This is a genomic window from Acidobacteriota bacterium (genome assembly GCA_018001935.1).
GTDB lineage: Bacteria > Acidobacteriota > JAAYUB01 > JAAYUB01 > JAAYUB01 > JAGNHB01.
Genome location: JAGNHB010000068.1, coordinates 15,890 through 28,722, shown reverse-complemented (window position 1 = coordinate 28,722; position 12,833 = coordinate 15,890). Strand labels below are relative to the sequence as shown.

General features: G+C 67.9%; 11 protein-coding genes. 5 read left to right on the top strand and 6 right to left on the bottom strand.

Features of this window, described 5'->3' with window-relative positions:
• Positions 1 to 488 precede the first annotated feature (488 nt).
• Both KA419_18475 and KA419_18470 read left to right on the top strand, forming a co-directional pair.
• The gene (locus KA419_18475) at positions 489 to 890 is read left to right on the top strand and encodes an OsmC family protein (protein MBP7867919.1); all 402 of its coding nucleotides are present in this window, start codon (positions 489 to 491) and stop codon (positions 888 to 890) included.
• A 206-nt stretch (positions 891 to 1,096) separates the two neighbouring features.
• On the top strand, positions 1,097 to 1,753 hold the full coding sequence (locus tag KA419_18470) for a hypothetical protein (protein MBP7867918.1): 657 nt from the start codon (positions 1,097 to 1,099) through the stop codon (positions 1,751 to 1,753).
• Positions 1,754 to 1,913: 160 nt separating this feature from the next.
• Here KA419_18470 and KA419_18465 read toward each other — a convergent pair whose 3' ends face one another.
• The 6 genes from KA419_18465 to KA419_18440 form a co-directional block, all read right to left on the bottom strand.
• The gene (locus tag KA419_18465; GenBank protein MBP7867917.1) at positions 1,914 to 2,567 is read right to left on the bottom strand and encodes a (Fe-S)-binding protein; all 654 of its coding nucleotides are present in this window, start codon (positions 2,565 to 2,567) and stop codon (positions 1,914 to 1,916) included.
• A gap of 123 nt (positions 2,568 to 2,690) precedes the next feature.
• Positions 2,691 to 3,191 carry a hypothetical protein gene (locus tag KA419_18460; GenBank protein ID MBP7867916.1) on the bottom strand — a complete coding sequence of 167 codons (501 nt, stop codon included), beginning with the start codon at positions 3,189 to 3,191 and terminating at the stop codon, positions 2,691 to 2,693.
• A complete protein-coding gene (locus KA419_18455; protein MBP7867915.1) occupies positions 3,163 to 3,351 on the bottom strand; it encodes a hypothetical protein in 189 nt (62 codons plus the stop codon). The genes KA419_18460 and KA419_18455 overlap by 29 nt, the downstream gene beginning before the upstream one ends.
• Before the next feature lie 418 nt (positions 3,352 to 3,769).
• Entirely contained in the window at positions 3,770 to 4,192 is a 423-nt protein-coding gene (locus KA419_18450) for a putative toxin-antitoxin system toxin component, PIN family (GenBank protein ID MBP7867914.1), read from the bottom strand.
• Positions 4,189 to 4,476 carry a type II toxin-antitoxin system Phd/YefM family antitoxin gene (locus KA419_18445; GenBank protein MBP7867913.1) on the bottom strand — a complete coding sequence of 96 codons (288 nt, stop codon included), beginning with the start codon at positions 4,474 to 4,476 and terminating at the stop codon, positions 4,189 to 4,191. The genes KA419_18450 and KA419_18445 overlap by 4 nt, the downstream gene beginning before the upstream one ends.
• A gap of 245 nt (positions 4,477 to 4,721) precedes the next feature.
• Positions 4,722 to 6,083 carry a hypothetical protein gene (locus KA419_18440; protein ID MBP7867912.1) on the bottom strand — a complete coding sequence of 454 codons (1,362 nt, stop codon included), beginning with the start codon at positions 6,081 to 6,083 and terminating at the stop codon, positions 4,722 to 4,724.
• A 562-nt stretch (positions 6,084 to 6,645) separates the two neighbouring features.
• On the opposite strand from KA419_18440, the gene KA419_18435 reads away from it, so the two are divergent.
• The 3 genes from KA419_18435 (at position 6,646) to KA419_18425 (ending at position 12,536) form a co-directional block, all read left to right on the top strand.
• The gene (locus KA419_18435) at positions 6,646 to 10,248 is read left to right on the top strand and encodes a hypothetical protein (protein ID MBP7867911.1); all 3,603 of its coding nucleotides are present in this window, start codon (positions 6,646 to 6,648) and stop codon (positions 10,246 to 10,248) included.
• A gap of 238 nt (positions 10,249 to 10,486) precedes the next feature.
• Positions 10,487 to 11,827 (top strand): pyridoxal phosphate-dependent aminotransferase, encoded by a 1,341-nt coding sequence (locus KA419_18430; protein MBP7867910.1) that lies wholly within the window; start codon positions 10,487 to 10,489, stop codon positions 11,825 to 11,827.
• A 115-nt stretch (positions 11,828 to 11,942) separates the two neighbouring features.
• A complete protein-coding gene (locus KA419_18425) occupies positions 11,943 to 12,536 on the top strand; it encodes a hypothetical protein (protein MBP7867909.1) in 594 nt (197 codons plus the stop codon).
• Positions 12,537 to 12,833 lie beyond the last annotated feature (297 nt).

Here is a 12,833-nt window from a genome sequence, read left to right as displayed (position 1 = left end):
CACCCGACTTCTGTCAAAGGCTGCGGGGGCACAGGTCCAAAGAGAGTTCTTTGCGAAACGGGAGTGCGGTGGTGCTCCCCGCAGCCACTTGCTTCCTCGTCCTGATTACAATGTACAGGAGTGCGGTGACACGCTTCGTGGCACCGCACGGGTTCGGGTGCCGCCCGGAGGGTCCGCCGGGTAGGGGTGTTTTGCCGATCGAGCGGCCATTGAGAGGTTTCGCAAAGCGAGGAAACATGAAAGGGAAAACGATGAGAAATTCCTCAAGGACCGATTTTCCGTCCGTCTTCCAGCTTTTTGCGAAGCTGTCAACGTCGATGCGTTCGCAAAAAGTCGGAAGTCGGACGGAAAAGTGGCTGTAAAGCCTTTGTTTGAGCCATCAACCGGAGGGTGATGGTACTCTTTGCGGCCCATCAACGTTGAGTTTTTCTCCCGGTGCGGCTAGAATCGGCCCGATTCGCTTTCGAAAAGGAGACGACATGGTCAAGATGGAGATCGAGTACCAGGGGGACCTGCACTGCGAGGCCGTCCACGTGCAGAGCGGACATCGGCTCGCCACCGACGCGCCCCTCGACAACCAGGGCAAGGGCGAGACCTTCTCGCCCACCGACCTCGTGGCGACCGGTTACGCCACGTGCATCGCCACCATCCTGGGGATCCTGGCCCGCAAGCACGGCACCGACCTGAAGGGGATGAAACTGACGGTGATCAAGGAGATGGCGCCGAAGCCGACCCGCCGGATCGGCTCGCTCCTGGTGGAGATCCACATGCCCCCCGGCGTGGAGCCGGCCCTCCGGCAGCGCTTCTCCCATGCGGCGGACCTGTGCCCCGTGGGCCAGAGCCTCCACCCCGACGTGGAGACCGACGTGGTGATCCGCTACCCGGACTAGCCGCCCGCTCCGAAGTGGCGCCGCTCTCCAGAGCGGCGGTCGTCGTGGAGGTCTTCACCCATACCGGAGGTTGACAACAGTCCCCTCGCCCCTCAGGGAGGCGGCGCCATTCCTGTTCAGGCGGGTTTTTGCATGAGCGACAGTTTTCAACCGGACGACAATATCTGGCACTATTACCAGGCCCTTCTCGCTTGAGATACTGACTCATGAAATCCCCCCGGCCGCGCTTCGCCGACCGCTTCTCCCTCCGGGCTCACCTCCTGCTGATCCTCTGCGGGGTGATCGGGGCCGGCGTCCTCGCCAACTGGGGTTTCCGGCGCCTGGGCGTCACCGCCATGCCGGTGCGCTACCCCTTCAACGTGCTGGCCGCGTACCTCGCGTTCTTCCTTCTCCTGCGGCTCTGGCTGGCCTGGGTCCGGCACCGCTGCGAGAGCGACAGTCACAATATCGAGTTCACGGTGGCGCCGGAGGAGCCGGGGGTTCCCGCCGGCCGGGAAGGAAATTCCCGTTCCCTTTCGCGCGGATGGGGATGGGATTGTCTCGAAATGGTGTTCGAACCGGAGGGATGCCTGATCTGCCTGGTATTGGGACTGGCCCTGGCCCTGTTCACCGGGGGGATCGCACTGTTCGCCGAGGCGCCGCTGCTCCTGACCGAGGCGGCGGCCGCCTTCCTTCTGGCTGGGTCCCTGGCCCGCCCCCTCCGGGAGATGACCTCGCCGGGTTGGGCGGGCGGGGTCCTGAAACGGACCGGGTGGCGGTTCGGCGTGGTCCTGGCCCTCGCCTTCGGGCTGGGCCTCGCCCTGCACCTGATCTTCCCGGGGGCGGGGAGCCTGGGGGAGGTCATTCGGCGGGTTTTTCCGTGAGGCGGGGGTGCGATGACCAAGGATGACCACGGATGAACACGGATCATCCCGACAATCATCACGAACCACACGGACCGGTCAGGAGGTTGTGTCCGGGCCAGATGATGCCCCTGAAGACGGCTCATTTTGCCCAGGATTTTACTTCGAAGGCGCCGAAGCCTCAGTGCGCCTCGATGAAGGCATCGACCTGGGCGTGCCAGGCGTCGGGCTCGATGGTCCCGGGGGGCGTGTCCTCGCCGAAGAGCAGGTCCACGAGGTATCGGGGGCGCCGTCCGCCCACGTGCATGGCCTTGGTGCAGGAGACGCAGTAGACGACCACGTCCTCGCAGGGCATCTCTCCCGCGCGTTTGCGCATCTGCCGCTTCACGTCCTCCGCGGGCAGTGCCGGGTAGAAGGTGTCCCCGCAGCAGGTCCCCTGCGTGCGCGTCCGTTCAGGCTCCACGGCGCGGACGTTCATCCGCCGCAGCAGGGTCCGGACCGCCTCGTGAACCCGTTCCTGGTCCCGGGTGGGGCAGGCGTCCAGGACGGCCATCGCCTGCCCGCCGTGGTCGGGGAAGGGAAACACACGGCTTTCCGCGAGGAGTTCCCAGAGCGAGATCGTGGAGATCCCCTCGTAGAGTTGGCGGTAGCGCCGGTCGCAGCCCGGGCAGACGTTGATGACCCGGGTCCCGGGGGGGAGCCCAGGCTCGTGCCGGCAACAGGTCAGGTGCCGGTCGAGGGGCCCCAGTTCGCGTTCCAGGGCCGCCTGGGCCCGGTCCGCCAGGCCGGGCTTGTAGATCAGGAGCGCACACCCGGGCGCAAAGACGGTTTTCATCGGTTCCTCCGATCCTGAACATCGCGAGGCCGGGCAAGCCCCGCGTGGTGGATGATAGCGCGTGGTCCGTCAGGAAACCACTGAAAACCGGACACGGAATTCTCGCCTGTGCCGTGAGAAAAATTAGTGTCGGGGGCGGTTGGTTGACAGTTTCCGGAGATACCGCAAGTCGTCGAGGTCCCTGCCTCTTCCGGCCGCCTGCTTGTTCCGCATGAGGGGTTCGAGGCCGATAATGAAGACCCGGCAGTTTCCGCCTTCCCAACACAAGGACTCCTCCCGGCGGGATGACCAGGCTTCCTGAAAACTGATCCCGGAAACCGCATTCACCAGGTCGATGCGGTTGGGGGGGCGGCCGAACTGAATGACCTGGCCGCGGACCTGAAGGTCCGAGGGTGCCTTGACCCCCGGGATATTGTCCCGCCAAAAGAGCCGCAGGGCACGGAACAGGTTCTGCGCGTTGTCTTCGGCAATATCGTAAAAGAAATCAGTGTCTCCCGTCAGACGCGCGTGGCCGTAGTAAATGACCGCCTCTCCTCCCAGCAGGACGTACCGTACCCCGGTCCGATCCAGGCAGAGCATGAAGTCGCGGATGTCCTCAGAAAAGTGATCGGATTTCAAAGGCATGAGCGCACTCCCGGACATCGGGCGCATCCGTACCGTAAACTCGCAGGCGAAGCTCGTCGACGATTGCCTGCCGTTCTTCGGGGGTGAGACGGATTTCCTGGTCTATTTCCCACGCTTCCGCTTCCTCCCATGATTCTGCGATGTGAACCTCGCGCTCCATGAACACAACCTCCTCCAACGGGCCTGAGTTTATTGTAACCGATTTGCTTCTCACAAGGGGCGAAGTTCTTGATGGGTCAGCGTCGGGGTCGGACCTCGACAACCCACTGAAAAAAATTGACGGGTTCGCAAAAAGTCGGAAGACGGACGGAAAAGTGTTTGTAAAGCCTTTGTTTGAGCCATCACCCGGAGGGTGATGGTACTTTTTGCGACCGCGTCAATATTGAAGACCCGGCAGTTTCCGCCTTCCCAACGCAAGGACTCCTCCCGGCGGGATGACCAGGTTTCCTGAAAACGGATCCCGGAAACCGCATTCACCAGGCCAATGCGGTTGGGGGGGCGGCCGAACGGAATGACCTGGCTGCGGACCCGAAGGTCCGAGGGTGCCTTGACCCCCGGGATGCTGTCAGGGCCGGGGATCACCGCTCGCCTGCGAGCCGTTCCCGATAGAAGGCCAGGAACCCGGCCGGGGGCAGGACCGGGACCGGAAGGGGCGGGGCCGAGGGGAAATGGGAGAGGATCCCCGTCACCAGGGCGTCGGCGCGCCCCGCGGCCGCGACCTCGAGGAAAGGCTCGTCGTCCGGGTCGGGCAACCGGACCGCCAGGGGGATTGACCCGCAGGCCAGGCCGTAGTGGCGGGAAAAATCGAGCAACACCCGGATCTTGACCGGATCGAAGTTGAACTTGGGCCGGGCGAGGACGTCCGCGTACTCCGCCAGCACCCGTGCGTCCCACAGGAGGATCAGGTCCCCGGCGGAAACCATCCTCACGATCTCGCCGCACGGCCCGAAAGGGTTGAGCAGGCCGGCCACCAGGACGTTGGTGTCCAGAACGATCCTCATGTCCTGCGGCTCCTCCGGGCCTCCCGGATTTCCGTCTCAATCTCATCGGGCGCCATCCGGTCCCGGCCGGTCTCGGCGGAGTGAAGCTGCAGTCCGGCGACGGCTTCCATGGCCCGGGCGCGGCGGAAAGCCCGCAGGGCCTCCTCGACCCCGTCTTCGTCCACCGAGGCGAGGATGGCGACGGGACGCCCGTTGCTGGTGACCACCATCTCGCCCTCCCCGGGCAGTTGCTCCCAGATCCTCGCCGAATCCGTCCTCAGATCGCGTACACTAATGAGTTTCATATCAGGCCTCAAATACACACATGATCTGGTACGCAATTGTATCATGATGCCCCGGGCGAGGGCTGTCAAGCGTCATATGGAATGCGGCGACACGTTTCGGGACGCCGCTTTCGTCCCCGGGAGATCCAGGCGCACGCACTGGTCCAGAACACCGCCAGAGAAGGTGCGTCTGTTCTTCTTCGCGAGGCTTGGCGGCCTTGCGCCTTGGCGTGAGGCCGTGAACGCCTGCCTCTTTCTCAGCGCTCTCACGGTAACTTCACCAGGGCGCCGGCGAGCCAGCGGAAGAGGGTGAGGAGGTCCGGGGCGCCCAGGGCGCCGCTGCGGTCGAAGTCGCACGCCAGGGTCCGGACGCAGGGGGGGGTGCCGGCGGGGAGGTTGGCGGCGATCACGTTGGCCGTCACCACGGCGTCCAGGGCGTCGCAACGGTGGTCATCGTTGATGTCGCCGTCCCGGGCCACCTCCGCCTGGGGGACGACGATGCGGTAGACGTGGACGCGAGGCTCCTCCCCGTAGGCCTCGGTGAGGTAGAGCCGGCCCGTGTCCGGGTCGAAGGCGGCGCCCTCCAGGTCGGCGCAGTTGTCGGAGGTCATGTCGTCCAGCGACCAGACGGCGTAGGGGCGCATCTCCCAGCACTGCTTCGTCCCGGCGCGCACCTGCAGCAGGTCGTTGGCGTCGTAGGCCCAGACCTGGTGCCGGTAGGGGTAGGCGTGGGTGCCCTGGCTGGCGTCGCAGGGGTCGGGGCACACCGACGCGTCGCCGTAGCAGTAGGTCCCGGTGCCCTGCCGCCCGAAGTAGAGGACGCTCCGGCTCCCCCGGGGGAAGGCGATGCCGGCCACGTGGGTGGCGAGGTTGAACAGCTCGTTGGTGGTGGTCTCCGGGGCCAGGGGGTGCTCGAGGGGGTAGTAGATCAGGGTGAAACCCGGGATGGGGTTGAGCACGCCCACGTCGTCGGGGTTGAAGACCGTGGCGCAGGGGCCGGCGCTGTTGTTGGAGATGATGGAGAGGCAGCCCTTGCCGGTGAGGGCCGGCCCGCCGAGGAGGGCCCGCCACTCGGCCGGGACGACGGTCATGTAGCCGCCGAGGGCCCGGGGGGGCGTGGGGACGGTGAAGTCATAGAAACCGAGGAAGTCTCCGTTCGTGGACAGGTTCAGGCCGCAGACGCCGTGGGAGTTCACCTGGCTGCTGTCGCCGTCGTAGTAGCAGGAGGCCCCGACGATGAGCCGCCCGTTGTAGACCAGCAGGCCGTAGATGTTGGAGCTGGACGTGGCTAGCGAGGCGAGGGCCCCCTCGGTGATCTCGACGAAGTTCTGGACGACGGGCGCGGTGCCGCCGATGGCGGGGACCTCCACCTGGGCCACGCAGCCCGGGTACCAGTCGTGCCCCTGCAGGAAGAGGGTGTCCTTGCCCGAGCCGGGGTCGTGGTAATGGCAGAGGCCCTTCCCGCCCCAGGCGAAGCGGGAGGCCCCGAAGTCGCCCTCCGGGAGGTTGAAGGACCCCAGGTAGGTGAAGTGGGTTTTCTGAACCAGGGGAAGGTCCCGGGGTGTCGCGGCCCGGGCCGTGGTGAGCGCCGCGGCGAGCACGAGCAGCGCGGTCAGGTTTCGTTTCATCGGCATCACCCTCCCTTTGCGAACCAGGCTGACCAGCCCATCATATCACATTGCGGGCCCGGGGCGGAGGGGGGAGGAGGGGAGATGTCAGCGCCGGGCTCGGCTCGCCCGGCGTACGGGTACGCGCGCCGAGCCGAGGCGCGCGCCTGGCGGGGGAAGGGGAGGGGAGATGTCAGCGCCGGGCTCGGCTCGCCCGGCGTACGCTCGCCCGGCGTACGGGTACGCGCGCCGAGCCGAGGCGCGCGCCTGGCGGGGGGGAGGGGGAGGGGAGATGTCAACGCCGGGCTCGGCTCGCCCGGCGTACGCTCGCCCGGCGTACGCTCGACCGGCGTACGGGTACGCGCGCCGAGCCGAGGCGCGCGCCTGGCGGGGGGGGAGGAGGAGGGGAGATGTTAGCGCCGGGCTCGGCTCGCCCGGCGTACGGCTCGCCCGGCGTACGCTCGACCGGCGTACGGGCGCCATTTCCCTTGACATCGGGGCGGCCGCGCCCTACTCTGGCGGCAAGCGTCGACTGGCACGAAACTCCCGGGCTCGGGCATTTTTGCAACGGGGTGTCGTCGCGATGGTTTGGGGATGGTTCCGAATCTCGACCGGTTTCCGCCTGCTCCTGGCCGTCGTGTGCCTGGCGCCCGGGTCCCTCCCCGCCCAGGAGGACAACCTCCACTTCCAGCGCATCGGCCTGGACGAGGGCCTCTCCCAGACCACCATCAACGCCATCGTCCAGGACCGGCGGGGGTACCTGTGGTTCGGGTCCCAGGACGGGCTGAACCGCTTCGACGGCTACCGCATGGGCGTCTACCGCCACGACCCGGCCGACCCTTGCAGCCTGGTGGGGAACCACATCCGGTCCCTCCGGGAGGACGCGTCCGGCCGTCTCTGGATCGGGACGGACATGGGCCTGAGCTGTTTCGACCCCCGGACGGAACGGTTCACGCGGCACCGCCACCCGGCCTGGGACGCCCCGGGCCTCAGCCACGACAGCGTGCTCGCCATCCTCGAGGACCGCTACGGGACCCTCTGGGTCGGGACGGGGAACGGGGTCGACCGGGTCGACCGCCGGACCGGTCTCTTCGAACCCTCCCCCTCCCCGCGGGGCGACCCCGCGGGCCTGGCGCGCCTCCGGGGACGGATCGTCTCCGCGCTCCTCGAGGACGCGGGCGGGAACCTCTGGGCCGGGACCGATCTCGGGCTCTACCGCTTCGACCGCCGGCGCCTGGTCTTCGGGCACTGCCCGATCGGCCCGACACCAGCCGGCCCCCCCGGGCGCCCCCTGGTCCGGGCCCTGGCGGAATCGCCGGGCGGGACGCTCTGGGTGGGGACCAACGGCGGGCTCTACCGCTACGACACGCGCACGGGGTCGGTGACGGCTTACCGCAGCGACCCCGCGAACGCGGACAGCCTGGGGGACGACACCGTCAGCTCGCTGGCCGTCGACCCCGACGGCCAGGTCTGGATCGGCACCAACAACGGGCTGACCCGTTTCAACCCGGCAACGGGCCATTTCCTTCGCTTCCGCAACCAGCCCGACAACCCCCTCAGCCTCGGGAACGACGGCGTCCTCTCCCTCTGCCTGGACCGGGGGGGCAACCTCTGGATCGGCTCCTACGGCGGGAGGGGCGTCAGTCGTTTCAACCTGAACCAGCAGGACTTCGTCCACTACCAGCACCGGGCGGGCGACCCCGACACCCTGCAGAACAACCGGGTCCGGGCGCTCTGGGAGGATTCTGGGGGCGCCCTCTGGGTCGGCACCTACCTGGGACTGTCACGCCTCGACCCCTTCAGCGGCAGGCTGACGTCGTGGCGGAACGCCGCCGACGACCCCGGGAGCCTGTCGTGCGACATGGTCTGGGCCCTGCGGGAGGATTCGCGGGGGGACCTCTGGGTGGGGACCCTGGGCGGGGGGTTGAACCGGCTCGACCGTCAGACCGGCCGGTTCACCCGCTTCCGTCACCAGCCGGACCAGCCGGGAAGCCTCAGCGGCGACCAGGTCCGGGTCATCTTCGAGGACGCCCGGGGCACCCTCTGGGTCGGGGCGGACGGCGGGGGCGTGAACCGCTTCGACCGGGAGAGCGGGACCTTTACCGTCTTCCGGAACCGCCCGAAGGACCCGGCGAGCCTGAGCCACGACTACGTTCGGACCCTCACGGAGGACACCGCCGGGAACCTGTGGGTGGGGACCTACGGCGGCGGCCTCAACCGCTTTCTCCCGGCCACCGGGACCTTCGTTCGCCACCAGCATCACCCCGGCCGGCCCGACAGCATCAGCAGCGACTTCATCCTCTCCGCCTGCCGGGATTCGACGGGGCGCCTGTGGTTCGGGACCTCGGGCGGACTGAACCGCTTCGACCCCGTTTCGGGCCGGTTCACGGCCTGGCGGGAACGGGACGGGCTGCCCAACGACGTGGTGTACGCCATCCAGGAGGACGACGCCGGCTGCCTCTGGCTCAGCTCGAACCGGGGCCTCAGCCGTTTCGACCCCGCCACGGAGACCTTCACCAACTACGACGAGAACGACAACCTGCAGAGCCTGGAGTTCAACGGCGGCGTCTCGTGCCGGGGGAAGGGCGGCCGGCTCTACTTCGGCGGGGTCAACGGGTTCAACGTCTTCGACCCCCGGCGGGTGCGGCCCCGGACTTTCGTCCCCCCCGTGGTGATCTCCGAACTGCTCCTGTTCAACCAGCCGGTCCCGGTGGCCCGTCCGGACCTACCCGAGGGGAAGGATCGGTTCCGGCTCAACGCCCACATCGGCTTCACCCCCGAGATCCGCCTGGGTCACACGGACTACCTCTTCGCCATCGAGTTCGCGGCCCTGGACTTCGCCCGGCCCGGCGCGGTGCGCTACGCCTACATGCTGGAGGGCTTCGACCCCGACTGGGTCCGGACCGACCCCGCGAACCGGCGGGCGACCTACACCAATTTGCCCCCCGGGGACTACCGCTTCCGGGTGAAGGCGATCGGGCGCAACGGGGCCCCGGACTCGGCGGAGGCCTCCCTCCGCGTGAGGGTGTACCCGCCGCCCTGGAAGACGTGGTGGGCTTACGGCCTCTACCTGCTCGGCCTGGCGGGCTTCGTCGTCGGGATCGTCCGCCTGCGGTCCTACCGCTTGAAGATGGAGAACCGGCGCCTCGAGCAGAGCGTCGCGGAACGCACCCTCCAGCTCTCCGAGGCCCTGGCCGAGACGGAGAAGATCAACCGGGCCCTCAACGAGCGCACGGTGGAACTGGACGAGGCCAACCGCAAGCTCAAGGAGCTGGACCTCGTCAAGACAGACTTCCTCAACGTGGCCGCCCACGAGTTCCGGACCCCCCTGACGTCGGTGGTGGGCTTCACGTCCATGAACCGGAAGAAATTCGAGGAGGTGGTCCTCCCGGCCGTCGACCCGGGCCGCCCGCGGGTCGGGAGGGCGGTGGAGCAGATCCTCCAGAACTTCACCATCATCCAGTCGGAGGGGGAGCGGCTCACCAACCTGATCAACGATCTTCTGGACATCGCCAAGCTGGAAGCGGGCCGGATCGACGACTGGGTGATGGAGCCCCAGGCGGCAGGGGAAATCGTGGACCAGGCCCTGGCGGCCACGGGGTCGCTCTTCGCGGGGAAAGGGCTCCGGAGCGTCCGGGCGTGCGCCGAAGGGCTGCCGGACGTGCGCGGCAGCCGGGACCGGCTGGTCCAGGTGGTCATCAACCTGGTCTCCAACGCGGTGAAGTTCACCCCCGAGGGCGGGACGATCACCGTGGGGGCCGAAGCGACAGGCGAGCAGGCGTCCGCGGTCCGGATCTTCGTCACCGACACCGGTCCCGGTATCCCGCCCGAGGACCTCGAGCGCGTGTTCGAGAAGTTCCACCAGGTTGACGGCGGCCGGACCGGGTTGATGAAGGGCACGGGCCTGGGTCTCTCCATCTCCCGCATGATCGTGGAGCACCACGGTGGGACCCTCGGCGTGGAAAGCGTCCCGGGCCAGGGGAGCACCTTCCGCTTCACCCTCCCGGCCTGCCCGGCGGATGCGCCGCCGCCCCCCCCGCCGGGTTCCGGCCAGGTCGACGCGCCGGAACCGGTCCCGGCCGTGTCGCCCGGTGCCGGGTCGCCCCCGCCGGAAGCGGGCCCGGAAACCGCGGCGGGTACGGAACCGGATTCGGAGCCGGGCGGTCCGGACCCGGAAGACGATTGACCGCCCCTGTCCCCGTGAGCGTCCCCGATCACGATCCGCCCCCGCGCCGGAGGGGCCGGGCGTAATCCACTCCCCGGTCAAAGGCGCCCCTGGACACGACGCCCGGGATCCTGGAGAGGGGCCGCGTCGGTTTTTTCAGCCGGGCCGGCGGCAACCGTGCTATTATCGGGCGACCGATGCCGCGATGGACACTGTCGGTGATCCGACCCATGAATATCATCCTCAGCCAGGAGAAGCCATGAGCCCGAATCAGCCCTGCACCCCCGTCCCGTCCGAGGTCGTCCGGGAGAAACTCCTCGCCAGCGGTTTGCCCTGCGCGGGGAGGGCTTCCATCCGCGAGATCAAGAAACTGGTGGACACCATCGAGGAGGCCACCGGCCTGCGCTTCATCCGCATGGAGATGGGCATCCCCGGCCTGCCGCCCCTCCAGGAGGGGGTGGACGCGCAGATCGAAGCCCTCCGCCGCGGCGTGGCCGCCCGGTACCCCGACATCCAGGGCATCCCGGAGGTCAAGAAGGAGATTTCCCGCTTCATCAAGCTCTTCCTGGACGTGGAGGTCTCCCCCGAGCACTGCCTGCCCACGGTGGGCTCCATGATGGGGGGCATGGCCGCTTTCCTGACGGTGAACCGCATGTGGGCGCACAAGGAGGGCACCCTGTTCCTGGACCCGGGCTTCCCCGTCCAGAAGCTGCAGTGCCGGCTGCTGGGGCACGAGTACCAGACCTTCGACGTCTACGACTACCGGGGCGAAAAACTCCGGGCCAAGCTGGAGTCCTACCTGAAGACCGGGAAGGTCTCCTCCGTCCTCTACTCCAACCCCAACAACCCGGCGTGGATCTGTTTCACCGAGGACGAGCTCCGCATCATCGGGGAACTGGCCACGGCGTACAAGGTGGTGGTCATCGAGGACCTGGCCTACGTGGGCATGGACTTCCGCCGGCCCTTCAACGGCCCGGGCAACCCCCCCTTCCAGCCCACCGTGGCCCGCTACACCGACAACTACATCCTCCTGATCTCCAGTTCCAAGGCCTTCAGCTACGCCGGGGAGCGGATCGGGATGATGGCGGTCTCCGACGGGATCTGGGACCTGCAGTCCGCCGACCTCAAGCGCTACTTCCCTTCGGACCGCCTCGGCTACGCCCTGGTTTTCGGCACGCTCTACGCCCTCAGCTCCGGGACCTCCCACTCGGCCCAGTACGCCCTGGCCGCCATCCTGCGCGGGGTCAACGACGGGCGGATCAACTTCGTGGACAACGTCCGGGAGTACGGGGAGAAGGCCCGGGTCATGAAGGACATCTTCCTCCGCAACGGCTTCCGCATCGTCTACGACCGGGACCTGGACCAGCCCATCGCCGACGGCTTCTACTTCACCTTCTGCTACCCGGGACTGACGGGGGACCAGCTGCTGGAGGAACTCCTCTACTACGGCATCAGCGCCATCACCCTGTCCACCACGGGGAGCACCCGCACCGAGGGGCTGCGGGCCTGCACGTCCCTCATCCACCGCGAGCAGTTCCCCGACCTGGAAGCGCGCCTGGGCGCCTTCCACCGCGATCACCCCGTCGAAGCGCGGGATTGAACGGGAGGGGCGGCGGCCCGGGGCCGTTTCCCGCGCCCCGTCGCCCGCGGCGGGGAGGGCCGGGGGGCCGTCGATCGGAGCGTGCCGGCACGGCATCAACGCCAGGGAGGTCATCATGGCGGAGGGCAGAAGTTTCAGGGCATGGGCGGGTCTTGGGGCGATCCTTGTGGCCGGCATCCTGCCGTGCGGGTGCGGGGGCGACCCGGCGGGGTTTTCCGGTGACCGGCGCCCCTTCGAGGGCCGGTGGACCTCCGTGCAGAAGGTCGACGGGAAGACCGTCATCGCTCACACCCTGACCGTGACCTCCGACGGAACCCGGTTCCGGATTGATGACACGCTGGAGACGACGGGGCGTAAATCGGTCAGGCTTTTCGACGGGACGAAGTTCCACGAGGACGGCAGAAGCTACGACACGGAACTCGACAAGCCCGAGGACACCCTGGAGGCCTTCTGGCTGAAGCGCCACGGGGAGCGCAAACCGGGCGGGGAGACGGTGTGCGGGCGTCCCGTGGACCTCTACGAGGAGCGGATCGACACCGGGAAGGTCGTCAGCGTCCGGAGCTTCTGGGTGGACCGGGAAACCGGCTACACCCTCCGGATGCGGGAGACCGGGGAGTTGTCGGGCGGCCGGACCACCGAGAAGTTCATCGACTGCCGGGAAATTGTCTACAAGGAGGTCTCCCCCGACGCGTTCAAGGCCGGCCCCTGACGACTGCGGGCCGGCGGGGGAAAGAGAAAGCCGCGCCGTGGGGGCGGCGCGGTCGGGTCCGTGGAAACGGTGGACAACCCTGAAAGGGGCAGCACGAACACTCCGTGTGAAGTTGCGGCCCGGCACTCCCGGGTGCGGCCTTCCGGTCCGGGGAGCAGCGGCCGGGAAAAACCCGCCTTCCCCGCCCCCTTTCAGGGTGCGTCTGCTTCCCCCGCTGCCGCGTTCCGGGGGCGGCGACGCGGGGGGAAAGCCCGTCGATCCGCAACCGTCGAACCGTGCGGCGCTGCTGTCCTGACG

What these genes read in the sequence shown, in the direction of transcription:
- KA419_18475 (MBP7867919.1), top strand. Translation starts at nt 489, where the DNA reads ATGGAGATCGAGTACCAGGGGGACCTGCACTGCGAGGCCGTCCACGTG.
- KA419_18440 (MBP7867912.1), bottom strand. Translation starts at nt 6,083, where the DNA reads ATGAAACGAAACCTGACCGCGCTGCTCGTGCTCGCCGCGGCGCTCACC.
- KA419_18450 (MBP7867914.1), bottom strand. Translation starts at nt 4,192, where the DNA reads ATGAGGATCGTTCTGGACACCAACGTCCTGGTGGCCGGCCTGCTCAAC.
- KA419_18445 (MBP7867913.1), bottom strand. Translation starts at nt 4,476, where the DNA reads ATGAAACTCATTAGTGTACGCGATCTGAGGACGGATTCGGCGAGGATC.
- KA419_18425 (MBP7867909.1), top strand. Translation starts at nt 11,943, where the DNA reads ATGGCGGAGGGCAGAAGTTTCAGGGCATGGGCGGGTCTTGGGGCGATC.
- KA419_18430 (MBP7867910.1), top strand. Translation starts at nt 10,487, where the DNA reads ATGAGCCCGAATCAGCCCTGCACCCCCGTCCCGTCCGAGGTCGTCCGG.
- KA419_18465 (MBP7867917.1), bottom strand. Translation starts at nt 2,567, where the DNA reads ATGAAAACCGTCTTTGCGCCCGGGTGTGCGCTCCTGATCTACAAGCCC.
- KA419_18460 (MBP7867916.1), bottom strand. Translation starts at nt 3,191, where the DNA reads ATGCCTTTGAAATCCGATCACTTTTCTGAGGACATCCGCGACTTCATG.
- KA419_18455 (MBP7867915.1), bottom strand. Translation starts at nt 3,351, where the DNA reads ATGGAGCGCGAGGTTCACATCGCAGAATCATGGGAGGAAGCGGAAGCG.
- KA419_18470 (MBP7867918.1), top strand. Translation starts at nt 1,097, where the DNA reads ATGAAATCCCCCCGGCCGCGCTTCGCCGACCGCTTCTCCCTCCGGGCT.
- KA419_18435 (MBP7867911.1), top strand. Translation starts at nt 6,646, where the DNA reads ATGGTTTGGGGATGGTTCCGAATCTCGACCGGTTTCCGCCTGCTCCTG.